Raw genomic sequence first — 25,099 nt, forward strand, 5'->3', positions numbered from 1 at the left:
GGCCGTGCATAAGCTGCGCCCTCAGGAGAGGGCGCCATGATCGAGATCACGCCCCGCATCGCCATCGCCGAGGACGAGATCGAGCTCGCCTTCGTGCGCGCGTCCGGGCCGGGCGGGCAGAACGTCAACAAGGTATCGAGCGCGGTTCAGCTGCGCTTCGATGCGGCGCGCTCGCCCAACCTGCCGGAGGGCGTGAAGATGCGCCTCGCCCGCCTCGCCGGCCGGCGCATGACGCAGGATGGCGTCATCGTCATCCAGGCCCAGCGCTTCCGCACCCAGGAACGCAACCGGGAAGATGCCATCGAGCGGCTGGTGGAGCTGATCCGCGCCGCCACCGTGGTCATGCCGGTGCGACGGCCCACGCGCCCCACCCTCGCCTCGAAGGAGCGGCGCCTTGCCGCCAAGGACCGGCGGGGTCAGGTGAAATCCATGCGGCAATCGAAGCCGGATTCGGACTGAGAGGCGGTCAAGGAAGAGATTAGCGCGCCGCCTTCAGCAGGCGATCGGCGGCGGCCCGGGCCTCCTGCGTCACGGTCGCGCCGGCGAGCATGCGGGCGATCTCCTCGCGCCGCGTGCTGGCGGTGAGGGCGTTGACGCGGGTGGTCACCGGCGCATCCGGGTCTACCACGTCCAGGGCGCTCGCCTTGGCGATGAGGAGGTGGTTGCGCGCCCGGGCGGCCACCTGCGGCGCGTGGGTCACGCACAGCACCTGAACCCGCTCGGCGAGACGGCCGAGGCGCTGGCCGATGGCGTCCGCCACCGCGCCGCCCACGCCGGTGTCGATCTCGTCGAAGATCAGCGTCGGGGCCGAGCCGCGATCCGCGAGCACCACCTTCAGCGCCAGGAGAAAGCGCGCCAGTTCGCCGCCGGAGGCCACCTTCATTAGCGCGCCGGGTCGCGTGCCGGGATTGGTGCGCACCCAGAACTCCACCTGGTCCTGTCCGCCCGGTCCCGCCGCGGCGGGGTCGGTGGTGACGCGGGTGATGAAGCTCGCCCGCTCCAGCTTGAGCGGCGGCAGCTCCGCCGCAACCGCCTTGTCGAGCACGGCGGCGGCGCTGTGGCGCGCGCGGGAAAGGTCCTCGGCGGCGGTCCGATAGGCGGCCTCAGCCTCGGTCACGCTCGCTTCCAGCCGCGCCAGCGTCGCGGCGCTGCGGTCGAGGCGCTCCAGATCGGACTGATAGCGGGCGGCGAGGGCCGGCAGATCGTCGGCGCTGACATGATACTTGCGGGCGGCCGCCCGGAGCGCGAACAGCCGCTCCTCGATGCGCTCCAGCTCGCGCGGATCGAAGTCGGCATCGGCGCGGGCGGCTTCCAGATGCTGGCGCGCCGTCTCCAGTGCATCAAGCGCCTGGTCGATGGCCTCGACGGCCGGACGCACCAGCGCCTGGGCGTCGCCCGCCCGGCGCTCCAGCCGGCGCACGGCGGCGGCCAGCGAAGGCACGGGCGAACTGCCGCCCGAGACCGCATCCAGCGCCTCGTCAAGATCACCGGCGATCTTCTCCGAGCGCATCATGGCGGTGCGCCGCTCGGAAAGGGCGAGTTCCTCGCCCGGCTCCGGGCCCAGCGCGGAGAGTTCTTCCACCGCGTGGCGAATGAAGTCGGCCTCGCGGGCGGCGATTTCCAGCCGCTCCCGTTCGTCCTTCGCTTCGGCGAGCGCAGCGCGCCATGCGCGCCACAGGTCGCCCACGGCTGTGACCTTGCCGGTGAGGGCGCCGAAGGCATCGAGCAGGAGCCGGTGGCTCGCGGCGTCCACCATGGCGCGGTCGTCATGCTGGCCGTGCAGCTCGATGAGGCTCGCGCCGATGAGGCGCAGCGTCTGCACGCTCACCGCCTCCTCGTTGACGCTGGCGCGGGTGCGCCCGTCGGCCATCTGGATGCGGCGAATCACCAGCGGCCCCTCGTCGGGCAGCTCGGCTGCGGCGAGGATGGCGTGGGCTGGATGGTCGGCGGAGAGATCGAAGGTGAGCGTCACCTGCCCCTTGGGCTGGCCGTGCCGCACCAAGGCGCCGTCGCCCCGCCCGCCAAGGGCGAGGGACACGGCATCGAGCAGTATCGATTTGCCGGCACCCGTCTCACCGGTCAGGACCGTGAGGCCCTCCGACAGGGTGAGATCGAGCTTCTCGATAAGGACGATGTCCCGGATCGAGAGCGTCGCCAGCATGGAATATCAGCCAAGCCCCATCTTCTTGAACGCCTGGCTGATCCAGGACGCCTTGTTCTCCTGCGGCTCGGCCCCTCCGGACTGAACCAGCTTGTAGGCGTCCTTATACCACGAGCTGTCGGGGAAGTTATAGCCAAGCACGGCCGCGGCCGTCTGCGCCTCGCCGACGATGCCCATGGCCATGTAGCACTCGGTGAGGCGATAGAGGGCTTCCTCCACCTGCCGGGTCGTCTGGTACTGGGTCACGACCACCTTGAAGCGGTTGATGGCGCCCGTGTAGTTGCGCTGCTCCAGATAGTAGCGGCCGATGGCCATCTCCTTGCCGGCGAGCTGGTCGCGGGCGACCTCGATCTTCCGCTTGGCGGTGGCGGCGTACTCGGTGTTGGGATACTTGCGCACCACGTTCTCGAGCGCGTCGAGGGCCTGGCGCGTCTTGCGCTGGTCGCGGGTGATGTCGGGAATGTTCTCGTAGAGCGCCGAAGCGACGAGATACTGGGCGTAGGCGGCGTCGGCCGAGCCCGGGTAGAGCGCAATGTAGCGCTTTCCGACGCCGATCGCCTCGTCGTACTTGCCCGCCTCGAAATAGGAATAGGTGGTCATGAGCAGCGCCTTGCGCGCCCATTCCGAATAGGGGTGGGTTCTGTCCACATCCTCGAAGCGCTTGGCCGCCTTTTCCGGCTCCTGCCGGCGCAGCAGGGTCAGGCCTTCATTGTAGATCTTCTCGGCCGGCTCGTCGGGGGGAATGGTGTCGTCCTTGTCGCTGGCGCAGCCGGAGACGAGGAGACCCATGGCCACGGCAAGCACCAGCATCCCGCCGCGCACGAGCGCAGCCGTCAGCGCGGCACCACGCAGGAGGGCGCGCATGGGCAGGACATCGTTCAAGAATCGCATCACGGTTCAGCTTCCGTCCCGCGCCTCAAGGCGCCGCTTGTAACCGAAGGATCGCGCCGGGGAAAACCGCACGGCCGGCACACCGCCAGCCGGGCACATCCGCCCCACTCCTCGACACGCTCCCTGCTCGTTTCCCCCCATTTCGGGCCACGGCAGGCACTGCCTGCGCGCGTCCGGAATACCTCGACCCCCGCGCCCATGGCCACGGCAGGAAAACAGCCCCTCCGCGCTATCGGTGCTTTCAGTCGGCAATGTGGCGGCGAGCGCTCGCGCGTGCCTTCGGCGGCGAGAGTGTGGCCGCCCCGCCACGCCGGCTCACGCTGCGCGAGGGCGAGCGGCATCTAAATCGGAACGGGGTTAAGACTTCGCAAGCGCGCGGCCGGCCTCGCCCTCCGGGCCGAGGCGACCGGCCCAGGCCAAAACAGAAGCGGCGCCCGAGGGGGCGCCGCAGCTTCAGGATGAAGAAGACCCGACTGGAAGATCAGATTTCCGGGGCGAACACCGGAACCGGGCTGGAGACGCCCATCTCGGCGCCCACGGTGTCGCGGACGGGCCGGACCGGAGCCTCGACGAGGGCATAGTTGGCGCGGTCGGCAAGCAGGGCGTCCACCACCTGGAAGTTCAGCTTGTGGCCGCCGCGGAAGGAGCGGTAGCGGGCCAGCAGGGGCATGCCGGCGAGGGCAAGGTCGCCCACCGCGTCGAGCGCCTTGTGGCGGACGAACTCGTCGGAGAAGCGCAGACCCTCGGGGTTCAGCACGCCGCTCTCGTCGAGGCAGACAGTGTTCTCAAGGGCGGCGCCGCGGGCGTAGCCGGCAGAGCGCAGGCGCTCCACATCCCTGAGGAAGCCGAAGGTACGGGCGGGCGCCAGTTCGCGGCGGAACACGGCCGGAGACATGGTGGCGGCGAAGCGCTGGCGGCCGATCAGATCGTGGCCGAACTCGATCTCCACCTCGAGGCGGAAACCGGCTTCGTAGGGCAGAAGCTCACCGAAGGACGCGCCGTTCTCGACGCGGACGGGCTTGAGCACCTTGAGGAACTTGCGGCGGCCGCGCACTTCGGTGACGCCGGCGGCGTCGATGGCGGCCACAAAATCGCCCGCGCTGCCGTCGAGGATCGGAACTTCGGGGCCGTCGATCTCGACCGTGGCATTGTCCACGCCGAGGCCGCTCAGGGCCGCGAGGACGTGTTCGACGGTGGAGACAAGGGCGCCGGAGCGATCGCCGAGAACGGTGGCGAGGTCGGTGGCCTGAACGGAACGGCGGCTGACGGTGGCCTTGCGGGGCGCCTGATCGGCGAAGGAGCGGATGAAGACGACACCAGTGTTCGCGGACGCGGGCTTCAGGGTGATGGTCGCTTCGACCCCGGCGTGAACGCCGACACCCTTGAGTGCGATTTCGCGAGCCAGAGTGGTCTGCATCTTTGGTGCGTCCCGTTTCGGGGAAGTTTCCGGCTAACGGGTGTGTCCCGCCTGCCGCACTCCTTCCCTCAAACCTTCACCTTGGGTCCCAACTTTCGCCCCGGTTGTACAAAGAAATTGTCAACACGGTCGGCGAGTCGGTCCCTCAGGATGGGTGCACCCTAGTCGTCACGGGGGGTGACGCCAAATCACGCTTGCTTACCCTCTGTTACGAACGCCCTTTCTCAATTTCTGATTAACTATCAAATAGTTAGTGGCAAGTTTCAGGGCACCGGACAGGCCTCTGTTACAGCCGTTCGGAGGGTCCCGGGCAATCGAATCGGGAGAGATGTGGCGCGAAAGCCACAGGGTCCGGGCGTCTCGAAGCCGCCCGTGGGCGAGCAGATCGGTTGCCGCGGATTGGCCGCGAAAAGGGCGGCAGGGGGCCGGCAGCCGGCACCGGGGAGACCAGTGCCGGCCGAACTTTCATCGAACGTCCGTTCGCCGGACCTCAGTTCGCCTGGCGGCGCAGGAAGGCCGGGATTTCCAGCTGGTCGTCGTCATGGTGCGGGCCGGGACGCGAGGGCACCTCGGCGGCCGGACGCATGGGCGGACGCTTGGCGAACTCGGACACCGGCGGCTCACCGCCGCGCGGGGGCATGGTCGGGCGGGCATCGCGCGGCTCGCCACGGCCTTCGGCGCGGGGATCGGGACGCTGCTGCTCGGGACGGCGCTCGGGAGCGCGCATGCTGGGCTGCTCGCGGCGCGCGGGCTCGGGTTCCGGCTCCTCGCGGCGACCGACGTGGGCGAGGCGCTGCAGCAGCGTCATGCGCTTCTTGTCCGGCTGGGCCTGCTCCACCGGCGGCTCGCCCCGCTGGGCGCGGATCTGGTTCTGCGCGGGCAGCGGCAGCTCGTCGACGCGGGGCATGCGCGGCGAACGCGGACGCTGGCCGGCCGGCGGGATGTAGGGGGCGAACTCGTCCTCCACCATCGGCGCGGGCTGGGGCGCGGGCTCCGGCTCGGCGAAATAGGTGGGCTTGGGCGGCGCGGTGCGGATGGTGACGTCGTCGATGGCGACGGCGCGGTCGGCCGGGGCCTGCTGGGACTGAGCCGGCGGGGCATAGGCCTGGGGCGCATAGGCCTGCGGCGCCTGGCCCTTCTGGGCGGCGTCTTCCATGGCGATCAGGTCTTCGGCCTGGATCGCGGCCACGGCGCTGCGGATCTGCGCCTCGCGGGTGGCCTCGACGGCAGCCCGGCCGGCGTTGGAGATCTTGCGACCACCCAGATCAGGGAAGCGGTCGGCGACCGGCTGCAGCTGCTCGGGGATCACCGCCGGGTCGATGCCGGTGGCCACCACGGAGACGCGGATGATGCCGTCGAGCATCTCGTCGAAGGTCGCGCCGAGGATGATGTTGGCGTCGGGGTCCACTTCCTCGCGGATGCGGGTCGCCGCCTCGTCCACCTCGAACAGGGTCATGTCCTTGCCGCCGGTGATGGAGATCAGCAGCCCGCCGGCGCCGCGCATGGAGGTCTCGTCCAGCAGCGGGTTGGCGATGGCGGCCTCGGCGGCCTGGATGGCGCGCTTGTCGCCGGAGGCTTCGCCCGTGCCCATCATGGCCTTGCCCATGTCGCGCATCACGGCGCGCACGTCGGCGAAGTCGAGGTTGATGAGACCTTCCTTCACCATCAGGTCGGTGATGCAGGCGACGCCCGAGTAGAGCACCTGGTCGGCCATGGCGAAGGCGTCGGCGAAGGTGGTCTTCTCGTTCGCCACCCGGAACAGGTTCTGGTTCGGGATGACGATGAGGGTGTCGACGCTCTTCTGCAGCTCGCTGATGCCGTGCTCGGCGACGCGCATGCGGCGCTGGCCCTCGAAGTGGAAGGGCTTGGTCACCACGCCGACGGTCAGGATGCCGAGCTCGCGGGCCGCGCGGGCCACCACGGGGGCGGCGCCGGTGCCGGTGCCACCGCCCATGCCGGCGGTGATGAACACCATGTGCGAGCCGGACAGGTGATCGCGGATCTCGTCGATGACTTCCTCGGCGGCGGCGCGGCCGACTTCCGGCTGGGAGCCGGCGCCGAGACCCTCGGTCACCGCCACGCCCATCTGCACCACGCGCTCGGCCTTGGTGAGGGCGAGGGCCTGGGCATCGGTGTTCGCCACCACGAACTCCACGCCGTGGAGCCCGGAGGTGATCATGTTGTTAACGGCGTTGCCGCCGGCGCCGCCCACACCGAACACCGTGATCCGGGGACGAAGCTCACGAATGTCGGGCATCTGAAGGTTGATCGTCATGCTATTGCTCCGTCCCGATCGGCCCTGTCCGCCGCTCGCGAATCCTTGATGACCTCTTTGTTACGGCAGCTTTCGTTAACCATGTCTAAAAGCTGTCCTTCAGCCAGCGGCCAACGCGACCGAAATAGCCCGGTCCCTCGCCCACTGCCGCCTGCCGCCGGCGCGGCTCGAAGTGTTCGAGCCCTGCCACCTGCGGATAGACGAGAAGACCTGCCGTCACCGCGAAGGCCGCACCGCGCGCCGCCTCGGGAAGACGGGAAACGCCAAGCGGGCGGCCGATTCTGACCTGCGGGCCGATGACCCGCGCCACGAGATCGGCAAGCCCCTGAAGCTGCGCCGCGCCGCCCGTGAGCACGATGCGCCGGCCGGCATCCCCGGCATGGCCGGAGGCCCTGAGGCGATCGCGCAACAGTTCGACGATTTCCTCCGCCCGCGGCTTCACGATGGTGACGAGCCGGGACTTCGGGACCATGTGCGGCTGGTCGCGCGAATCACCCGACAAGGGCGGCACGGTCAGCATGTCGTGGTCGTCGGAGGAGACCGCCACCACGGCCCCGTGCAGCGCCTTCAGGCGCTCGGCATCGGCGAGGCGCGCGGGCATCCCGCGGGCGACATCGTTGGTGATGTGCTGGCCGCCCAGCGCCACGCCGTCCACATAGAGACAATGGCCGCCGGCGACGATGGAGAAGGTGGTGGTGCCGGCCCCCATGTCGATGAGGGTGACGCCCAGCTCCATCTCGTCGTCGGTGAGCGAGGAGAGCGCCGCCGCATAGGGCGCCGCCACCATGGCCTCGATGGAGAGATGGCAGCGCTCGACGCACAGCACGAGATTCTTCAGCGCGGTGAGGTCGGCGGTGATGACATGCATGTCGGCGCCAAGCTCGCGGCCGAGCATGCCGCACGGCTCGCCGATGCCGCGCCGGCCATCCAGCGAATAGCCCACCGGCAGCGCGTGCATCACGGCCCGGCCGTCGCCCACCGCGTAGGTGGAGGCGGCTTCCAGCACGCGGCGGATGTCGAATTCCTCCACCGCCGGGGCGGAGAGGCGCACCGCGGCCTCGTAATGCTGGGAGGCAAGCCGGCCGCCGGAAACGCCGACCACCACCGAGGCGATCTGCACGCCCGAGGCGCGCTCGGCCATGTCCACCGCCTGGCGGATGGCGAGTTCCGCCTTGGCCATGTCCACCACCGCGCCACCCTTGATGCCGTGGGCACGGGTGTGGCCGATGCCGAGCACGTCGATGGCGTGGGTACGGCGCGTCAGCACGTCCGATGCGCCGCGCGGCTTCAGGCGGGCAATGGCGCAGACCACCTTGCTGGTGCCGATGTCCAGCACCCCGACGATGCCGCCCTTCTTCGGCGGCAGCGGGCGCATCTTGGGTGCGAAGCCCTGGGCGAGCCGTCCCCTCATGCGGGGCCTCCCTTCTTTGACTTGGCGCGGGCCTTGAGCATTTCGGCACGGGCGGCGGCGGCAGCGTCGGACTGGCGCACCACCACGCGATCCGGCAGGCGCAGGTCGACGATGGTGATGTCGCGGCTGAGCAGTTTCTTCTCGCGGTCGAGGTCCATGAGGGCGACGAGGGCCCCCTCCAGATTCTCTTCCGGCAGGCGCACGTCGATGCCGTTGCGCGTCTTCAGCGTCCAGCGTCGCTCCGCGACGAAGATGGCGGCGCGCACCTGCTCCTTGAGGGCGGGCAGGCGGGCGAGGACATCGACGATCTCGCCCACATGATTCTGCGCGCCTTCGCCCACCACGATGGGCAGCTGCACGTAGCGCGGATCGTCCGAATAGGGTGCGATGGGCGTGCCGTCGCGGGCGATCACCTTGAGCTCGCCGTTGATCTGCCAGAGCGCATAGGCCTGGCGCTCGGAGACCGCGATCTCGATCCGGTCGGGATAGAATTTGCGCACGCTGGCGCTGGCGATCCACGGCAGCGATTCGAGCCGGGCGCGCATCTCGTCCGCGTTCAGGAACAGGATGGAGGTGGAGGACTTGATGCCCGCCGTCTCCAGAATCTGCGCGGGCGTGACGTGATTGTGCCCGGAGATGTTGACTTCCTTCACCTTGAAGCCGGCGAGGTTGCCGGCGGCGTCCGCCACGTCGATGGCGATGCCCTTCGCCTCCTCCACATGGCCGCCGAGCACCGTGCCGTAGGCGGAGAAGCCGCCGATCACCGCGATGGCGAGGAGGCTGGCGCTGCGCCGGCCCAAGCGCGAGGTGGACATGCGCACCGACAGACGGCGCAGGAAAAGCGCGAGGCGGCTGGCGGGCCGGGGATCGATGGCGAGGCGCTTGTGCCGCCCAGGGGGCGGCGCCGGGGCGCGGGGCGCGGCATCGGGCCTTGCCCCATAGCCTGCACCGGGGCGCTGCGGGGGTCGCCTGCCCGCGCCGGGGCGGGGTCCTAGCGATCCAGCGACGCGTCCTCCACCATCCATGTCACAAGCTCGCCGAATGAGATGCCCGCGTGAGCGGCCAGTTCTGGCACCAGAGACGTCCGCGTCATGCCGGGCTGGGTGTTGACCTCGAGACAGACGAGGCCAGAGGCATCGCCCTTCGACGGGTCGAAGCGAAAATCGCTCCGCGACACCCCCCGGCACCCGAGAGCTCGATGCGCCGTGAGGCTTAACATCTGCACCCGTTGGTAAATTTCGGGTAAAATGCGCGCGGGAAGGATGTGACGAGAGCCGCCCGGTGCATACTTGCTTTCGTAATCGTAAAACGCCTGGGTCGATTCGATTTCAATGACATCGAAGACTTTGTCGCCCATCACGGCGCAGGTCAGCTCGAGCCCGGCAATAAATTCCTCCACAAGAAGATTTTCACCGAGGGTCCAGTCCTCGCGCGTCAATTCCTGCGGCGGGTGCTCCTGGTCCTCGCGCACGATGAAGACGCCGACGCTGGAGCCGCCGGTATTGGGCTTCAGCACGTAGGGCCGTTCCATGGCATGGGCCTTGGCGGCCGCGGCCCGGCTGACCAGCCCGCCCTTCGCCACCGGCACGCCGGCCGCGGCCAGCATGATGCGCGCCTGAGCCTTGTCCATGGCCAGCGCCGAGGCCAGCACGCCGGAATGGCTGTAGGGGATGCGCAGGATTTCGAGGATGCCCTGGATGGTGCCGTCCTCGCCCGGCGCGCCGTGCAGCACGTTGAACACCACGTCCGGCTTGAGACGCGCCAGCACCTCGGCGACATCGCGGCCCACGTCGACCTGCGTCACGCGGTAGCCGGCGCCTTCCAGGGCGGCGGCGCAGGCGGCGCCCGAATTGAGCGAGACCTCCCGCTCGGAGGACCATCCGCCCATCAGCACCGCCACGTGTTTGGCCATCGACGTCATTCCCGTTCCGTTACCGGCGCGCGCCGGCGCCTGCTCTGAAGAGAGCAGCTTTGCGCCAGCACCATGGCGCGGTCCGGTTTTAGGTTTTGCTAATGGCTCAGGCGGGGGAGAGCGGAAGCCCGATGCGCTTGATCTCCCATTCCAGCGTCACGCCGGAATTGTCCTTCACCCGCCGGCGCACCTCCTCGCCCAGCCCCTCGATCTCCGCCGCCGTGGCGCCGCCGAGATTGATGAGGAAGTTGGTGTGCAGCTCCGACACCTGCGCACGGCCGATGGTGAGCCCCCGGCAGCCGGCGGCGTCCACCAGCTTCCAGGCGCTGGTCCCCGGCGGGTTCTTGAAGGTGGAGCCGCCGGTGCGGCTCTTGATGGGCTGGGTCGCCTCCCGGCTCTCGGTGATCTTGGCCATCTCGGCCGCGATCTCCGCGGGATCCCCGGGGCGGCCCTCGAAGGTGGCGCGGGTGAAAATCACGTCATCAGGCACGCCGCAATGTCGGTAGGTGAATCCCATCTGCGCATTGGTGAACCGCACCTTCTGCCCGGCGCGGGTGACGCCCTCGGCCTCCACCAGCACGTCCTTGGTTTCGCCGCCGTAGGCGCCGCCGTTCATGCGCAACGCGCCGCCGATGGCGCCGGGGATGCCGCGCAGGAAGGAGAAGCCGGCAAGCCCCGCATCCGCCGCCGCGCGCGCCACCTTCACATCCGGCACGCCGGTGCCGGCAACGATGCGCGTGCCCTCGACGCTCACGTCGGTGAAGCCGCGGCCGAGGCGGATCACGATGCCGGGCACACCGCCATCGCGCACGATGAGGTTGGAGCCGAGGCCGATCACCGTGACCGGAAGGTCCGCCGGGATGTGGGACAGAAAATAGGCGAGGTCGTCGGCATCGGCCGGCAGGAACAGGAGCTGGGCCGGGCCGCCGACACGGAACCAGGTGAAATCGGCGAGCGGCGCATTGGCGTTCAGCGTGCCGCGCAGCTGCGGCAGGAGCGGCCGCAAGGCGGGCAGAAGATCAGGGAATGCGGCGGGGGCCGCCCCGCTGGTCTCGGCCATGCTCATGGTGTCACCGGTCCTTCGGGCGTGCCTCTCCCACACATGCGGCGGCAGGGCAAGCCGGGCGATTTCCCGATGGCCGGCGACGTGGCATCATGCGGCTCCGTTCGCCTGGAGCTGCCCACCATGAGCGAAGACGCGCTTCCCCCCGACACCAAGCTCACCACCACCAAGCAACGCTGGGCCGAGGAAGGCCGCTTCCTCACCGGCCGCATCGCCCGCCCGGATGCCGAGCGCCTGCCGCCCGGCCAGCATCTGGTGCGCGACTGGCCGGTGCTCGACCTCGGGCTCCAGCCTGTGGTGACGCGGGAATCCTTCCGCCTCGACATGACCGGCGCGGTGGAGACCGCCCTCTCGCTGGACTGGGCCGCCTTCTCGTCCCTGCCCCAGAGCCGCAGCCTCAGCGACATCCACTGCGTGACCACATGGTCGCGCTACGACAATAATTGGGAAGGGGTGCTGACCCGCGACCTGCTGGAAGCCGTGCGCCCCGCCCCGCACGCCACGGCGGTGATGCTGCACAGCTATGACGGCTACACCACCAATCTGCTGCTGGCCGATTTCGCCTCCGAGGACGCCCTCATCGCCCACAGCTGGGAAGGCCGCCCGCTGACGCAGGAACACGGCGCCCCGGCGCGCCTCGTGGTGCCGCATCTCTATTTCTGGAAGAGCGCCAAGTGGATCAAGGCCATCGAGTTCATCGCCCGCGACAAGGCCGGCTTCTGGGAAGAGCGCGGCTACCACATGCGCGGCGACCCGTGGGCCGAGCAGCGCTATTCGGACGATTGAGGAATTACCGTCCCGAACGATCCCCGCAGGACTGTCATCGCCCGGCTCGTCCGGGCCATCCACCCCGCCAGTCGTCCGGTGATGGGCGTCCAGCACCCGCCTCGCCCCACCGTGGATCGCCCGCACAAGGCGGGCGATGACGGCGAGAAAGGGAGCTGGAAAGAAGACACCGACCGCGCCACCCTCACGCCGCCCGACGGCGGGTGACCTCGGAGCGGGCGAAGAGTTCGGCCACCCAGTCCACGAACACGCGCAGCCGGCTGGTGAGGTGGCGGCTCGGCGGATAGACCACGTGGATGGGCATCTCTCCGGCCGCCCAGTCGGTGAGGATGGGCACCAGCGCCCCCGAGGCGAGGTGCTCCTCCACCTGGAACACCGGTGACATGACCGCGCCGAGCCCGGCCAGCGCGGCGGCGATATAGGCGTTGCCGTCATTGGTGGCGACGCTGTAGCGCCCGGTCAGCTCCACCACCTCGTCGCCGCGCGTGAAGTCGAAGGGGTGGTAGCGCCCGCTCTGCTGGCTGAAGTAGCGGATGAGCTTGTGCGTCTCCTCGAAATCGAGGGGATGCCGGGGCGTGCCGTAGCGCGCGAGATAGCCGGGCGACGCCGCCGTGACGAAGCGCAGGACGCCGATGCGCCGCGCCACGAGGTTCGGGTCCTGAATCTCGCCGACACGGATCACGCAGTCCACGTTTTCGCCCAGGAGGTCCACCGGCCGGTCGGTGCAACCCACGTCCAGCGCGATGTCGGGATAGCGCTCCAGGAAATCCGGCAAGGCGGGCATCAGCAGTCGCGTCGCCAGCGAAGGCGAGATGTCGATGCGCAGCTTGCCGCGCGGCACCGCCTGCGCGGAGGAGAGAGAGCCGTCCAGTTCGTCGATGTCGTGGAGAATGGCGAGCGCCCGCTCGTAATAGGCCGCCCCGTCCGGCGTTACCGTCACCCGGCGCGTGGTGCGGTTGAGGAGGCGGGTCTGCAGGTGCCCCTCAAGCGTCTGGATATGCTTGGTGAGCGTCGCCTTCGGCATCCTCAGGAGATCGGCGGAACGGGTGAAGCTGCCCGTTTCCACAACCCGGGTGAATGCGCGCATTGCAGCAAGCTGGTCCATGCGAGGCCCTTGAATGCGTCATTGTTCCCAGTCATGAACAATGAACTCACGAACTGGCGATTTATCCCCTTCTAGATCGCCAATATGGTTTCCGCATCGCACAAGGGCGTGAGAGCCGGGGAATGGCTTACCGCCCAAGAGGACGAGACAGATGACCCCGACCAGCCAGACCATCACCCTCGAGACCGGGACCGGCGCGCTGCCGGCGCGGCTCTATGGGTCGCGGCCGGAGAAAGGGTCGGCACCGCTCGTCTTCCACCTGCACGGCGGCGCCTTCACTGGCGGCACGCTGGAGTGCGGGGCCTATATCTCCGGCATCCTCGCGGCGGCCGGGGCGGTGGTGGTCTCGGCGGATTATCCGCTGGCCTGCGAGCACCCCTTCCCCTTCGCCCTGACCGCGCTGTTTGCCGCCGTCACCGATGTCTACCGCCGCCGGGCCGCCCTCGCGGGGCGCGGCGCGCCGCTCTATCTCGCCGGGGAGGAATCGGGTGGCAACCTCGCCGCCGGCCTCGCCATGATGGCGCGTGACCAGCGCTCCCCTCCCATCGCCGGGCAGATCCTCGTCTCGCCCATGCTCGACCCCAGCCTCGCCACCGCCTCCATCCGCCGCGCCGATGCCGGCAGCTGCGGCTGCAAGTGGGCGGACGGCTGGCAGACCTATCTCGGCTCGCCCGAGAAGGCGGCCCATCCCTATGCCGCGCCCCTCGCCTCCTCCCGGCTCGGCGCCCTGCCGCCGGCTCTGGTCGTGAGCGCGGAGGACTGTCCCATGTGCGACGAGAGCCGGCGCTACGCCGACGCGCTCGCCTCCGCCGGTGTGCCGACCTGCGTGCACATCCTGAAGGGGCCGACCGAATGGCCAGACAGCATTTCGTGTCCGGCGCCGAAACCGGCCGCCTGGACGGGCGCCATGCGCGACCTGTTCCGCGATTTCTTCGTTTCAACGCGTCCCGCTTCACGGTCCGGTCGGCTCAAGGCCGATCCGGCCGTCCTTTGACAGACCGACCGCCAAGGACTGCCCCCATGACCGCCCAGACTTCCGCCCAGACTTCCGCCCCGAACGACACGCCCCCCACCCCTGAGTCCGCCGCCACCAAGCCCGCCGCGAAGAAGTCCCGCCTCCGGGAAGCCCTGCTGCTCGGCACCGCCGCGCTCTTCGCGGTGTTCGGCGTGCTTTATGGCCTGCCCAAGGAGGGCGGCGCCCACGCCGACAAGCCCGCCGCTGCGGCGGCGGCGGCTCCGCCGGCCGTGCCGGTCTCGGTGGCCACCGTCGAGCAGCGCGACACCCGCCTGTTCGACACCTTCTCCGGCCGTCTGGAGGCGGTGGAGCGGGTTGAAGTGCGCTCCCGCGTCGCCGGTGCCATCAAGGCGGTGCATTTCCGCGAGGGTGCGTTGGTGCGGGAGGGCGAACTGCTCGTCTCCATCGATTCCGAACCCTATGAGGCCGACGTGGCCGAGGCCGAGGCGCAAGTCGCCTCCGTCCAGTCGCGGCTCGAACTCGCCCGCAACGAACTGGAACGCGGCGAGAAGCTGTTCACCACCAAGACGCTCTCCCAGAGCACCCTGGACGAGCGCCTCAACGGCCAGCGCGCCGCCGAGGCCGGGCTCAGGGCCGCGCAGGCGAAGCTCGCCGCGGCGAAGCTCAATCTCTCCTACACCAAGGTCCGCGCGCCGGTGGCGGGCCGCGTCGGCAAGTCGGAGATCACGGTGGGCAACCTCGTGGCCGCCGGCCCCGGTGCGCCGGTCCTCACAACCCTCGTCTCGGTGGATCCCATCTACGCCAGCTTCAGCGCCGACGAGGCAACCGTCGCCCGTGCCCTTGCCGGCCTCGGCGGCGGCGGTGACGTGGCCGACCGGCTCGACCAGATCCCGGTGCTGATGACCGTCGCCGCCGGCACGCCGCCGGTGGAAGGCGTCATGCAGCTGGTGGACAACCAGGTCGATCCGCGCACCGGCACGGTCCGCGTCCGCGCCCGCTTCGCCAATCCGGACGGGCGGCTCCTGCCCGGCCAGTTCGTGCGGCTGGAAATGGGCCAGCCCAAGGCCGCGCCCGCCGTGCTCGTGAGCGAGCGCGCCGTGGGCACCGACCAGGACAAGAAGTTCGTCTTCGTGGTGGATGCCTCCAACAAGGCGGTGTGGCGCGAGGTGACGCTCGGCGCCCCGGTGGACGGCCTGCGCGTCGTCACCAACGGCCTGTCGGCTGGCGAGCGCGTGGTCGTCAACGGCCTGCACCGGGTGCGCCCCGGCGCCGCGGTGACGCCCGAGCCCGTTCCCATGCGGGTGAGCGAGGCAGCGACGACCCGCACGAACTGACACGAGCCGCCTTCCCGGCGTCAACCGGGAAGGCCTCCAGCGAATTCGCCTCGCCCCCTCCCCGCACGGAGGGGGTCGGGAGAGGGCTGCGCCGGGCGTAAACGCCCCCTCGTCCGGTGCAGCCCCTCTCACCCCCATTGCCGGACCGATCCCGCGCGCAGACCGCTGCGGGGACGGCCGGTTGCGTCCCGCGTTCCGCCCCTTTCATCCAGCCGCCCCGAGGCGGGAGGGTTCCATGAACCTGTCCAGATTCTTCATCGACCGCCCGATCTTCGCCGGCGTGCTCTCCGTCCTAATCTTTCTCGCCGGCCTCATCGCCATGCGGGCCATGCCCATCTCGGAATATCCCGAGGTGGTGCCGCCGCAGGTGGTGGTGCGCGCCACCTATCCCGGCGCCAATCCCAAGGTGATCGCCGAGACCGTCTCGACCCCGCTGGAGGAATCCATCAACGGCGTCGAAGGCATGCTCTACATGTCGAGCCAGGCCACCACCGACGGCATCATGACGCTGACCGTCACCTTCAAGCTCGGCACCGACCCGGACAAGGCGCAGCAGCTGGTGCAGAACCGCATCTCCCAGGCCGAGCCGCGCCTGCCGGAAGAGGTGCGGCGTCTCGGCGTCACCACGGTGAAGTCCTCGCCCGACCTCACCATGGTGGTTCACCTCATCTCCCCCAACAACCGCTACGACACCACCTACCTGCGCAACTACGCGGTGCTGAACGTGAAGGACCGCCTCGCCCGCATTGACGGCGTGGGGCAGGTGCAATTGTTCGGTGCCGGCGACTATTCCATGCGCATCTGGCTCGACCCGCAGAAGGTGGCCGAGCATGGCCTTAGCGCCGCCGACGTGGTGCGCGAGATCCGCGCCCAGAACGTGCAGGCGGCGGCCGGCGTGGTCGGCGCCTCGCCCGGCGCGCCGGGGCTCGATCTTCAGCTCTCCATCAACGCCCAGGGCCGCCTCGCCAACGAGGAGGAGTTCGCCAACATCGTGGTGAAGAGCGGCACCAACGGCGAGATCGTGCTTCTGAAGGACGTGGCGCGCATCGAGCTTGGCGCGTCCGAATATGCCCTGCGCTCGCTCCTCAACAACACCCAGGCGGTGGCGGTGCCGATCTTCCAGGCGCCCGGCTCCAACGCCATCCGCATCGCCGACGACACGCGGCGGGTGATGGAGGAGATCAAGCAGAACATGCCCGAGGGCGTGGACTATTCCATCGTCTACGACACCACCCAGTTCGTGCGCGCCTCCATCGAGGCGGTGATCCACACGCTGCTGGAGGCCATCGCTCTGGTGGTGCTGGTGGTGATCGTGTTCCTCCAGACCTGGCGCGCCTCCATCATCCCGCTGCTGGCGGTGCCGGTCTCCATCGTCGGCACGTTCGCGGTGATGTACGTGTTCGGCTTCTCCATCAATGCGTTGACGCTGTTCGGCCTGGTGCTCGCCATCGGCATCGTGGTGGATGACGCCATCGTCGTGGTGGAGAATGTGGAGCGCAACATCGAGGGCGGGCTCTCCCCGCGCGAGGCCACCTACAAGGCCATGCGGGAGGTGTCCGGCCCCATCATCGCCATCGCCCTCGTGCTGATCGCGGTGTTCGTGCCGCTCGCCTTCATCACCGGGCTCACGGGCCAGTTCTACAAGCAGTTCGCCCTCACCATCGCCATCTCGACAGTGATCTCGGCCGTCAACTCGCTGACCCTCTCGCCGGCCCTCTCGGCGCTGCTGCTGAAGGGTCACGATGCGCCGAAGGACTGGCTCACCCGCGTCATGGACCGGCTGTTCGGCTGGTTCTTCCGCGGCTTCAACAAGGCCTTCGTGCGCGGCTCCGGCGCCTATGGCGGCGTGGTGCGCCGGGTGATCGGGCAGAAGGTGCTGATGCTCGGCCTCTACATCGTGCTGGTGGCGCTCACCGGCGTGCTGTTCAAGGCGGTGCCTCCGGGCTTCGTGCCGGGGCAGGACAAGCAGTATCTGGTGGGCTTCGCCCAGCTGCCCGACGGCGCCACCCTCGACCGCACCGAGGAGGTGATCCGCAAGATGAGCGACATCGCCCTGAAGGAGCCAGGCGTGAAGTCGGCCATCGCCTTCCCGGGCCTTTCCATCAACGGCTTCACCAACTCGTCCAACTCCGGCATCGTCTTCGTCGGCCTCGACGAATTCGAGGCGCGTCGCGACCCGTCGCTGAACGGCAATGCCATCGCCATGAAGCTGAACGGCAAGTTCGCCGGCATCCCGGATGCGATGATCGCCATGTTCCCGCCGCCGCCGGTGCAGGGGCTCGGCACCATCGGCGGCTTCAAGTTCCAGATCGAGGATCGCGCCGGCCTCGGCTATGCCGCCCTCGACGAGGCCACCAAGGCCTTCCTCGGTGCCGCCCGTCAGGCGCCGGAGCTGGCCGGCCTGTTCTCCTCCTTTCAGGTGAACGTGCCGCAGCTCTTCGCCGACATCGACCGGGTGAAGGCGCGCCAGCTGAACGTCGCCGTCACCGACGTGTTCGAGACCATGCAGATCTATCTCGGCTCGTCCTACGTGAACGACTTCAACAAGTTCGGCCGCACCTACACGGTGCGCGTCCAGGCCGACGCCCCCTTCCGCGCCCGTGCCGAGGACGTGGGCACGTTGAAGGTGCGCTCGCAGACCGGCGAGATGATCCCGCTCTCCGCGCTGCTCAAGGTGCGCTCATCGGCGGGGCCGGAGCGGGCCATGCGCTACAACGGCTTCCTCTCCGCCGACGTGAACGGCGGCGCCGCGCCCGGCTTCTCCTCGGGCGAGGCGCAGCAGGCGGTGGAGCGCATCGCGAAGGATACGCTGCCCAAGGGCTTCTCCTTCGAATGGACCGAGCTGACCTATCAGGACATCCTGGCCGGCAATTCGGCGGTGTTCGTGTTCCCGCTCGCCATCTTCCTCGTCTTCCTGGTGCTGGCGGCGCAGTACGAAAGCCTCGTCCTGCCGCTCGCCATCATCATGATCGTGCCGACCGGGCTCTTTGCCGCCATGACCGGCGTGTGGCTCGCGGGTGGGGACAACAACGTCTTCACCCAGATCGGCCTCGTGGTGCTGGTGGGGCTCTCGGCGAAGAACGCGATCCTGATCGTGGAATTCGCCCGCGAGCTGGAATTCGAGGGCCGCACGCCGGTCCAGGCCGCCATCGAGGCGAGCCGGCTCCGGCTCCGCCCCATCCTGATGACCTCCCTCGCCTTCATCATGGGCGTGGTGCCGCTCGTCACCTCCATCGGCGCGGGTGCGGAGATGCGGCAGGCCATGGGCACGGCGGTGTTCGCCGGCATGATCGGCGTGACGGTGTTCGGCATCTTCCTGACGCCGGTCTTCTACGTGATGCTGCGCGGGCTGGCCGGCAACCGGCCGCTGACCCAGCACGGCCACGGCGCCGTGGGGAGCACGCCGGCCGCTCCCGCGCCCCACGCGCTTCAGCCGGGGGAGTAGTCACCCCCCTCGCGCCCTGGACGCATGCAGCGTCAGCGGAATGCGAGCCGGGGCCCAGCGCAAGGGGGCGCCGAAGGCGGCTTTATCCAAGCCGCCCCACACGTTTGGTCGGCTACGCCGCACTCTCCCCTGGGCCCCGGATTGGCGCTCCAGCTCTGCTGTCGCTTGTCCGGGGCTCAGTGACCCACGCCCATCATGCCCAGCGCCTTCGCGAAGAAGTCGGGCCCGCCGAAATTCCCGGATTTCAGCGCCAGCACCATGGGTTCGCCCGGCTGGCCTTCGGTGCGCAGCAGCGGCACGCCGGGGGCGATTTCGGGGCCGACAAGGAAGGCGGGGATCTTCAGCCGGTCCACGCTCGCCCCCGATGTCTCCCCGCCGGCCAGCACGAGGCGGCGCACGCCGGCCGCCACCAGTCCTTCGGAAATGGCCGCCGTGCCGTGCTCGACGGCAACGCCCGCCGCATGGCGGCCGAAGCGGGCCTGCACCTCGGCCACCTGCTCGGGCGCTCCGCTCGCGGCGATGAGCACCGGCCCGGATGCGAGGCGCGCCTTCGCCCACTCCAGCGCGGCGGCGACCTCCGCCTCGGGATGGGTGACAAGCCGTTCGGCGGAGAGCCGCAGCACCGGCATCTGGCCTTCGGCGACGGCAATCTGCTCCAGCGTCGCCTTGGAGCAGCTGCCGGCAACGACCGCCGCATATCCGCCGATGCCGGCCGCCAGCGCCGCCCCATCGCTCTCCTGCCGGAGCACCCGCCCGTCCGCGATCAGCGCCCGCGCCAGGCCGAGGCCGAGGCCCGAGGCGCCGGTGGACAGCGGCAGGGCCGCCGCCGCGATGCCAACCGCTTCCAGATCCCGGTCGAACACGGCGTCGACAATAGCCGCCGTGCGCCCCTCCAGCGCCAGTTGCTCCAACCGGGCGGAGATCGCATCAGCCCCCGCCGCCACATCCTTCAGCGGCACCAGCCCGACCCGGCCGGCGCTCTGGCGGGCGAGCACGCGCTTCAGGTCCGAATCCGTCATGGGATTGAGGGGATGGTCCTTGAGCGGGCTCTCGTTCAGCGGCACGTCGCCCACGAAGAGGTGGCCCATGTAGACGGTGCGCCCGGTCTCCGGAAACGCCGGCGTCACCGGCACGATGGCGGCGCCGGTGGCGAGGCGCAGGGCATCGGTGACGGGGCCGATATTGCCCTCGTCGGTGGAATCGAAGGTGGAGCAGACCTTGAACAGGATGTGGGACGCACCCCGCCCCTTCAGCCACGCATAGGCCGCCAGCGACTGCGCCACCGCCTCGTCCGCCGGGATGGAGCGGCTTTTCAGCGAGACCACCACCGCGTCGGCATCGGGCAGCGCCAGCGCAGCGTCTGGCACGCCGATGGTCTGGACAGTGCGCACGCCCTCCTTTGACAGCGTGTTCGCGAGGTCGGAGGCGCCGGTATAGTCGTCGGCGATGACGCCGAGGGTGAGGGGCATACGAAATCCCTTGGGCTGCTTCTGTTGGGGCGTGGGCCTTTTCGTCGGGCCTGCCTTAATCGTTTCGATTAGAGCGCCAAGCGACGCCACAGGGAAGAGCCCGCCCGAGGGAAGTGCCATCGGTGAGAGAACGAACCCGGAAAATCCGTCCGCGGCCGATTCGGTCACGCCCCGTTCCCGCTGCGTCCCCGCCGCCCGCTCCGGCCTGTGCCGGAACGGAACAGGTCGCGGCCGTCCTCAGCCCGAGTTGCGCAGGCCGGCCGAGATGCCGTTGATGGAGAGCTGGATGCCGTGCAGCACCTTGTCGTCGCCGGGGCTGGCGCGGTGCTGGCGCAGAAGCTCGACCTGCAGGTGGTTCAGCGGATCGAGATAGGGGAAGCGGTTGCGGATGGAGCGGTCCAGCAGCGGATTGCCTTCCAGCAGCTTCTGCTGGTCCATGATGGCGAGGAGATGCTTCAGCGTCAGCTCGTATTCCGCGCGGATGCGGCCGAAGATGGCGGTGCGCAGCTCCACGTCCGGCACCAGCTCGGCATAGCGCGAGGCAATGGCAAGGGAACTCTTCGCCAGCACCATGTCCATGTTGGACAGCAGCGTGCGGAAGAAGGGCCATTCGTGCTGCATGGCCTTGAGGAAGGAGAGGCCATAGTCCGGCCGGCGCGCCACGAACGCTTCCACCGCGGTGCCGAAGCCATACCAGGCCGGCAGCATCAGCCGGCACTGCGCCCAGGAGAACACCCACGGAATGGCGCGCAGCTTCTCGATGGAGCGCGTTCTGGCCCGCGAGGCCGGACGCGAGCCGATGTTCAGCGTCGCGATCTCGTTGATGACGGTGGAAGACCAGAAATAGTCCTCGAAGCCCTCGGTCTCGTAGACGAGGTTGCGATAGGCGGCGAACGCCGTGTCCGAGATGTCCTCCATGGCGGTGAGGAATTCGGTGCGCGGCGCCTTGTATTGCGGCTGGAGCAGGGAGGCTTCCAGCGTCGCCGAGACGAGGATCTCGAGGTTGCGCCGCCCCACATCCGGGTTGGAATATTTGGAGGCGATGATCTCGCCCTGCTCGGTGATGCGGATCTGCCCGTTCACCGCGCCGCCCGGCTGGGCGAGGATGGCGTCGTAGCTCGGCCCGCCGCCGCGTCCCACCGAGCCGCCGCGACCGTGAAACAGGCGCAGGCGCACATTGTGCGCGCCGAACACCTCGATCAGCCCGATCTCCGCCTTGTACAATTCCCAGCCGGAGGTGACGAAGCCGCCGTCCTTGTTGGAATCCGAATAGCCGAGCATCACCTCCTGCTCGGCGCCACGGCTTGCCACCAGCTTGCGATAGGCGGGAAGCGAGAAGGCGCGGTCCATCACCTTGGCGCAGGCCTTCAGGTCCGAGATGGTCTCGAACAGCGGGATGATGTTCACCGCGCTGGCGAGGCCGCCCGTTCCGTCGCTGGAGACGAGGCCGACTTCCTTCAGCAGCAGCGCCACCTCCAGAAGATCGGAGACGCCTTCGGCCTTGGAGATGATGGCGTTGGGGATCACCTCCCGGCCCAGCGCCCGGTGCGCGGCGGCCGCCTCGCGCAGGATGTCGAGTTCGGAACAGGTCTCGTCCGAATAGGCGATGAAGGGCGAGGCGAGCGGCCGGGGCGTCGCCAGCTCCTTCAGCAGCAACGCGATGCGCGCCTCCTCGTCGAGGCCCGCATAATTGGTGCCGGGCGCCGCCTTCTCCAGCAGCTCGGCCACGACACGTTCGTGCACGTCCGAGTTCTGCCTGAGGTCGATGCAGGCGAGATGGAAGCCGAAGCAGTCCGCCGCCCGCCGCAACAGCCGCAGCCGCCCGCGGGCCAGCACCTTCGATCCGTTGGCCACGAGCGAGTCGTGGATCACGTCGAGGTCGGCGCGGAACGCCTGCGCCGTGGCATAGGGCGCGAGGCCCTCGGCCGTCGCCAGCGGCTCCCCGCGCAGCTTGCGGGCAGTCTGGCGCAGGCGCTCCAGAACGTAGGCGAGGGCGAGGCGATAGGGCTCCTCGCGGTGCTCCTGCGAGCGATCCGGAGAACGGGAGGCGAGCTCCGTCAGGGCATCGGATACGGTCACGAGGCGCTGGGCGAGGGACAGTTCCGCCCCGAGCGCCACCAGCTCCTGCTCGTAATGGGCGAGGATGCGGTCGCGGTGCAGACGCACGGTCTCCTTCAGCACCTCGGCGGTGACGAAGGGGTTGCCGTCGCGGTCGCCGCCGATCCAGCTGCCGATGCGCAGGAAGGAGGGCAACTGCACCTCGTCGCCTGCCTCGGCGAGACGGTCCTCGATGGCGCAATAGAGGCGCGGCACCTCGGTGAGGAAGGTGTAGTCGTAATAGGAGAGGCCGTTCGCCACCTCGTCCAGCACGGTCAGCTTGATGCGGCGGAGCAGGGCCGTCTGCCACAGGGTCAGCACCGCGCGGCGCAGGATTTCCTCGCCCTCGTCCCGCTCCCGCGGGGTGGGCACGACGCGCTCGCGGCGATCCAGCTCGGCGGCGATTTCCATCTCGCGGTTGAGCGTGCTCTTGCGCCGCACTTCGGTGGGGTGGGCGGTGAGCACCGGGCTCATGCGCGCGCCCGAGAAGAAATCCGCCAGCGCCTCGCGGCCGATCCCCATCTGCTCCGCACGGGAGAAGGCATAGGCGAGGCTACCCGCGCGCGGCGCCGAGCCGGCGATGGCGTGGGCGCGGTTGCGGCGGATGTGGTGCTGGTCCTCGGCGATGTTGGCGAGGTGGGAAAAGTAGCTGAAGGCGCGGATGGTATCGAGGGAGCGGTCGGCCGGCAGTGCCCCCAGAAGGGTACCCAGTTCATCGCGGGCCGCCTGGTCGTCGTCGCGGTGGAAGCGGATGGAAAGCTGGCGGATGCGCTCCACGAGGTCGAACACCTCGTCGCCTTCCTGGTCGCGGACGGTGTCACCGAGAATGCGACCGAGCAGCCGGATGTCGTCGCGCAGCGGCTGGTCCTTCACGTCCTCTGCGCGCGGCGCGATGCCGCTCGAAAGTGCCAAATTCGTCATCCGACTTCCCCCGGACTCGTCCGCTGCTGCGGCGCACGTCTCTTTCGACCTTAGTCTTAAGGAAATTGTGCAGGAGCGAAAGACCGTTCCGGGCGAAGGTGATTTCACGCGCCGTGAAGACGGGCCTCGGCGGCGCGGGCGGCACCGGACATCACGGCGAAGATGGAGGAGAAGAAGCGCTCGATCGCATCCCGCCCCAGCGGGGAAAGGCAGCCGGTGCCACGCATGCCGCGCTCCACCAGCCCGCGCTCCTCGCTGAGCCGCAGCAGATCGAGCACATGGGCCCGCGACAGGTGGAAGCGGCGCGAGAGATTGGCGATGGACGGCGGCTCCTCGCCGTTGGATTCGGCGGTGAAGAGGGCGAGGAGCACCATCAGGCCGCCGTCGCGGTCCACCAGATCGGTCAGTTCCGGGGCGGCGGAAACGGGCCGGAAGCCGGAGAGGAAGGCCTCGCCCAGCAACACAGCGAGAACCCGCGTGAAGGCTGCGTCCGCGAGGCGGGGGGCGAGCCGGGCGAGTTCCGGATCCAGTGCCTTGCCGGCCTCGAACACGAGGCGCCACCGCCGGTGCTGGAGCGCGACGAGCTTCTCCTGCGGCATCAGCGGCTTCACCCGGCGATCCTCGGCCGGCGCCGCAGACGCCAGATAGCCGCCCCAGCGCATGAGTGCGAGCATCGCCTTCGCGCGGCCCCGGCTGCACAGGCCGGTGGAGGTACACAGGGCGACGATCCGCGCCGCCGTGAGCCCTCCCCCCTCTTCCGGCGGCAGGGCATCCAGATAAAGCACCATCAGGCCGAACATGTTGCGGCCGCGATCACTGAGCACGCGGTTGAGCAGCCGGTTGCCGCTGTAGAGCGCGCTGATTTCGCCGACAAGTTGCGCCACCGCCCGCGGGAAGGCGGGATGGGCGATGATGGCGCCTCGCGCTTTGGCAATGCCTGCCGTGTCGAGCCAGTCCACGGCCGCTCCTGCCCGCACCGCCACCAGCCCCAGCACCCGCGCCTCCGACATATCGTCCCGCAACGTCTCGCCGCCAGTCGGGCCAAGAATCGCCATTGCGGTATTACAGGATGACGCCTAGCTGACCCGAAGTCACCTCGGCGCGATGTCAACCCGGGCGTCACGCACAGGTGTCTGTTAAGGATGCCGAGGCCGCCATGCGACTGCGCCTGCTGACACGTTCCGCTTTTCTCGCCGCCACCCTCGCCGCACTGCCGCCGGCCGCCGTCGTCACCCTCGCGACGACCGCCCCCGCCGGTGCCGTGGTCTATTGCAGGGCGGTCGGCGTTCCGAAGGGCTGCGTCGCCCGTCCCACCGCTCCTGCAGCGCGCGCTGCGGTTCATTGCACCCGACCCGGCTATCCCGCAGGCTGCGTGCCGGGTGCCGGAGCCCCCGGCGTGGGCGTCACCCCCGGCGTCGGCGTCGGTGCGCCCGGTGTCGGTGTCGCGCCCGGAGTCGGCGTGAATGCCGGCGGCCCGGTCAACCGCGTCGGCGTGCGCTGATCGCGTGCGTCCTGAAATTCACTGGAGGCAACATCCCATGAAGTCCCTGCTCTGCGCCGCTGCCCTGACCCTCGCCTGCGCCGCCCCCGCGCTCGCCGACAAGGCCGCGGCCGACCAGTGCGCCGCCGGCCTCGGCCCCGACGCCAAGGCCGTCTATGCCGCCGCCGCGCCCGGCTTTGCCGGCGCTGCCGATCCGCGTGCGCTCGTCACCGAGAAGACCAAGGCTCTGGTGCAGTCCGGTGCGCTCTCCATGAGCAACGCCCGTCCCGCCGCCGAGGCGGCCGGCGCCTGCCTCACCCAGCTGCGCTGAACCAGACCGGCCGTCGGCTCCAGGC

The 25,099-nt window shown here is 69.3% G+C and carries 19 protein-coding genes; 7 read left to right on the plus strand and 12 right to left on the minus strand.

Features of this window, described 5'->3' with window-relative positions:
• The first annotated feature begins 36 nt into the window (after positions 1-36).
• Positions 37-459, plus strand: coding sequence for an alternative ribosome rescue aminoacyl-tRNA hydrolase ArfB (gene arfB, locus ACE3QW_RS05155; protein WP_024281271.1), 423 nt, complete (start codon positions 37-39; stop codon positions 457-459).
• A gap of 19 nt (positions 460-478) precedes the next feature.
• Here the strand turns inward: arfB and recN are convergent, their stop codons facing one another.
• The 8 genes from recN to murB all read right to left on the minus strand — a co-directional run bounded on the left by recN (position 479) and on the right by murB (position 11,133).
• Positions 479-2,161: a DNA repair protein RecN gene (gene recN, locus ACE3QW_RS05160; protein WP_374250712.1), complete on the minus strand. Its 1,683-nt coding sequence runs from the start codon at positions 2,159-2,161 to the stop codon at positions 479-481.
• A gap of 6 nt (positions 2,162-2,167) precedes the next feature.
• Positions 2,168-3,052, minus strand: a complete 885-nt coding sequence (locus ACE3QW_RS05165; RefSeq protein WP_029556465.1) for an outer membrane protein assembly factor BamD — start codon at positions 3,050-3,052, stop codon at positions 2,168-2,170.
• A gap of 481 nt (positions 3,053-3,533) precedes the next feature.
• Positions 3,534-4,469, minus strand: a complete 936-nt coding sequence (gene lpxC / locus ACE3QW_RS05170) for a UDP-3-O-acyl-N-acetylglucosamine deacetylase (protein ID WP_024281274.1) — start codon at positions 4,467-4,469, stop codon at positions 3,534-3,536.
• A 490-nt stretch (positions 4,470-4,959) separates the two neighbouring features.
• On the minus strand, positions 4,960-6,744 hold the full coding sequence (gene ftsZ, locus ACE3QW_RS05175) for a cell division protein FtsZ (protein WP_250167763.1): 1,785 nt from the start codon (positions 6,742-6,744) through the stop codon (positions 4,960-4,962).
• A gap of 85 nt (positions 6,745-6,829) precedes the next feature.
• On the minus strand, positions 6,830-8,155 hold the full coding sequence (gene ftsA / locus ACE3QW_RS05180) for a cell division protein FtsA (RefSeq protein ID WP_024281276.1): 1,326 nt from the start codon (positions 8,153-8,155) through the stop codon (positions 6,830-6,832).
• Entirely contained in the window at positions 8,152-8,970 is an 819-nt protein-coding gene (locus tag ACE3QW_RS05185) for a cell division protein FtsQ/DivIB (protein ID WP_156026279.1), read from the minus strand. Before ACE3QW_RS05185 ends, ftsA begins: the two co-directional genes overlap by 4 nt.
• Before the next feature lie 176 nt (positions 8,971-9,146).
• Positions 9,147-10,067: a D-alanine--D-alanine ligase gene (locus tag ACE3QW_RS05190; RefSeq protein WP_374250735.1), complete on the minus strand. Its 921-nt coding sequence runs from the start codon at positions 10,065-10,067 to the stop codon at positions 9,147-9,149.
• Positions 10,068-10,173: 106 nt separating this feature from the next.
• Positions 10,174-11,133 carry a UDP-N-acetylmuramate dehydrogenase gene (murB, locus tag ACE3QW_RS05195; RefSeq protein ID WP_374250713.1) on the minus strand — a complete coding sequence of 320 codons (960 nt, stop codon included), beginning with the start codon at positions 11,131-11,133 and terminating at the stop codon, positions 10,174-10,176.
• Between the two features lie 120 nt (positions 11,134-11,253).
• On the opposite strand from murB, the gene ACE3QW_RS05200 reads away from it, so the two are divergent.
• Positions 11,254-11,916 (plus strand): sulfite oxidase-like oxidoreductase, encoded by a 663-nt coding sequence (locus ACE3QW_RS05200; RefSeq protein WP_374250715.1) that lies wholly within the window; start codon positions 11,254-11,256, stop codon positions 11,914-11,916.
• Positions 11,917-12,100: 184 nt separating this feature from the next.
• On the opposite strand, the gene ACE3QW_RS05205 is transcribed toward ACE3QW_RS05200, so the two are convergent.
• A complete protein-coding gene (locus tag ACE3QW_RS05205; protein WP_374250716.1) occupies positions 12,101-13,021 on the minus strand; it encodes a LysR substrate-binding domain-containing protein in 921 nt (306 codons plus the stop codon).
• 151 nt (positions 13,022-13,172) lie between these two features.
• On the opposite strand from ACE3QW_RS05205, the gene ACE3QW_RS05210 reads away from it, so the two are divergent.
• The 3 genes from ACE3QW_RS05210 to ACE3QW_RS05220 all read left to right on the plus strand — a co-directional run bounded on the left by ACE3QW_RS05210 (position 13,173) and on the right by ACE3QW_RS05220 (position 18,776).
• Positions 13,173-14,015 (plus strand): alpha/beta hydrolase fold domain-containing protein, encoded by an 843-nt coding sequence (locus ACE3QW_RS05210; protein WP_374250717.1) that lies wholly within the window; start codon positions 13,173-13,175, stop codon positions 14,013-14,015.
• Between the two features lie 26 nt (positions 14,016-14,041).
• Positions 14,042-15,331 (plus strand): efflux RND transporter periplasmic adaptor subunit, encoded by a 1,290-nt coding sequence (locus tag ACE3QW_RS05215; RefSeq protein WP_374250719.1) that lies wholly within the window; start codon positions 14,042-14,044, stop codon positions 15,329-15,331.
• A 235-nt stretch (positions 15,332-15,566) separates the two neighbouring features.
• Positions 15,567-18,776 (plus strand): efflux RND transporter permease subunit, encoded by a 3,210-nt coding sequence (locus tag ACE3QW_RS05220; protein ID WP_374250720.1) that lies wholly within the window; start codon positions 15,567-15,569, stop codon positions 18,774-18,776.
• A gap of 176 nt (positions 18,777-18,952) precedes the next feature.
• Here the strand turns inward: ACE3QW_RS05220 and otnK are convergent, their stop codons facing one another.
• The 3 genes from otnK to ACE3QW_RS05235 all read right to left on the minus strand — a co-directional run bounded on the left by otnK (position 18,953) and on the right by ACE3QW_RS05235 (position 24,318).
• Positions 18,953-20,245, minus strand: a complete 1,293-nt coding sequence (gene otnK, locus ACE3QW_RS05225) for a 3-oxo-tetronate kinase (RefSeq protein WP_374250721.1) — start codon at positions 20,243-20,245, stop codon at positions 18,953-18,955.
• Between the two features lie 237 nt (positions 20,246-20,482).
• Complete coding sequence (ppc, locus tag ACE3QW_RS05230) at positions 20,483-23,263, minus strand: phosphoenolpyruvate carboxylase (RefSeq protein ID WP_374250722.1); 2,781 nt, start codon at positions 23,261-23,263, stop codon at positions 20,483-20,485.
• Positions 23,264-23,367: 104 nt separating this feature from the next.
• Positions 23,368-24,318 carry a hypothetical protein gene (locus tag ACE3QW_RS05235; RefSeq protein ID WP_374250723.1) on the minus strand — a complete coding sequence of 317 codons (951 nt, stop codon included), beginning with the start codon at positions 24,316-24,318 and terminating at the stop codon, positions 23,368-23,370.
• A gap of 101 nt (positions 24,319-24,419) precedes the next feature.
• On the opposite strand from ACE3QW_RS05235, the gene ACE3QW_RS05240 reads away from it, so the two are divergent.
• A complete protein-coding gene (locus ACE3QW_RS05240; RefSeq protein WP_029556451.1) occupies positions 24,420-24,764 on the plus strand; it encodes a hypothetical protein in 345 nt (114 codons plus the stop codon).
• A gap of 37 nt (positions 24,765-24,801) precedes the next feature.
• Positions 24,802-25,074 (plus strand): hypothetical protein, encoded by a 273-nt coding sequence (locus ACE3QW_RS05245; RefSeq protein ID WP_024281289.1) that lies wholly within the window; start codon positions 24,802-24,804, stop codon positions 25,072-25,074.
• Positions 25,075-25,099 lie beyond the last annotated feature (25 nt).

The organism is Xanthobacter sp., from assembly GCF_041911315.1.
Lineage (GTDB): Bacteria > Pseudomonadota > Alphaproteobacteria > Rhizobiales > Xanthobacteraceae > Xanthobacter > Xanthobacter aminoxidans.

Bases quoted from the DNA above. Each gene is read 5' to 3' on its own strand.
- arfB (WP_024281271.1), top strand. From the start codon at position 37: ATGATCGAGATCACGCCCCGCATCGCCATCGCCGAGGACGAGATCGAG.
- recN (WP_374250712.1), bottom strand. From the start codon at position 2,161: ATGCTGGCGACGCTCTCGATCCGGGACATCGTCCTTATCGAGAAGCTC.
- ACE3QW_RS05165 (WP_029556465.1), bottom strand. From the start codon at position 3,052: ATGCGATTCTTGAACGATGTCCTGCCCATGCGCGCCCTCCTGCGTGGT.
- lpxC (WP_024281274.1), bottom strand. From the start codon at position 4,469: ATGCAGACCACTCTGGCTCGCGAAATCGCACTCAAGGGTGTCGGCGTT.
- ftsZ (WP_250167763.1), bottom strand. From the start codon at position 6,744: ATGACGATCAACCTTCAGATGCCCGACATTCGTGAGCTTCGTCCCCGG.
- ftsA (WP_024281276.1), bottom strand. From the start codon at position 8,155: ATGAGGGGACGGCTCGCCCAGGGCTTCGCACCCAAGATGCGCCCGCTG.
- ACE3QW_RS05185 (WP_156026279.1), bottom strand. From the start codon at position 8,970: ATGTCCACCTCGCGCTTGGGCCGGCGCAGCGCCAGCCTCCTCGCCATC.
- ACE3QW_RS05190 (WP_374250735.1), bottom strand. From the start codon at position 10,067: ATGGCCAAACACGTGGCGGTGCTGATGGGCGGATGGTCCTCCGAGCGG.
- murB (WP_374250713.1), bottom strand. From the start codon at position 11,133: ATGAGCATGGCCGAGACCAGCGGGGCGGCCCCCGCCGCATTCCCTGAT.
- ACE3QW_RS05200 (WP_374250715.1), top strand. From the start codon at position 11,254: ATGAGCGAAGACGCGCTTCCCCCCGACACCAAGCTCACCACCACCAAG.
- ACE3QW_RS05205 (WP_374250716.1), bottom strand. From the start codon at position 13,021: ATGGACCAGCTTGCTGCAATGCGCGCATTCACCCGGGTTGTGGAAACG.
- ACE3QW_RS05210 (WP_374250717.1), top strand. From the start codon at position 13,173: ATGACCCCGACCAGCCAGACCATCACCCTCGAGACCGGGACCGGCGCG.
- ACE3QW_RS05215 (WP_374250719.1), top strand. From the start codon at position 14,042: ATGACCGCCCAGACTTCCGCCCAGACTTCCGCCCCGAACGACACGCCC.
- ACE3QW_RS05220 (WP_374250720.1), top strand. From the start codon at position 15,567: ATGAACCTGTCCAGATTCTTCATCGACCGCCCGATCTTCGCCGGCGTG.
- otnK (WP_374250721.1), bottom strand. From the start codon at position 20,245: ATGCCCCTCACCCTCGGCGTCATCGCCGACGACTATACCGGCGCCTCC.
- ppc (WP_374250722.1), bottom strand. From the start codon at position 23,263: ATGACGAATTTGGCACTTTCGAGCGGCATCGCGCCGCGCGCAGAGGAC.
- ACE3QW_RS05235 (WP_374250723.1), bottom strand. From the start codon at position 24,318: ATGGCGATTCTTGGCCCGACTGGCGGCGAGACGTTGCGGGACGATATG.
- ACE3QW_RS05240 (WP_029556451.1), top strand. From the start codon at position 24,420: ATGCGACTGCGCCTGCTGACACGTTCCGCTTTTCTCGCCGCCACCCTC.
- ACE3QW_RS05245 (WP_024281289.1), top strand. From the start codon at position 24,802: ATGAAGTCCCTGCTCTGCGCCGCTGCCCTGACCCTCGCCTGCGCCGCC.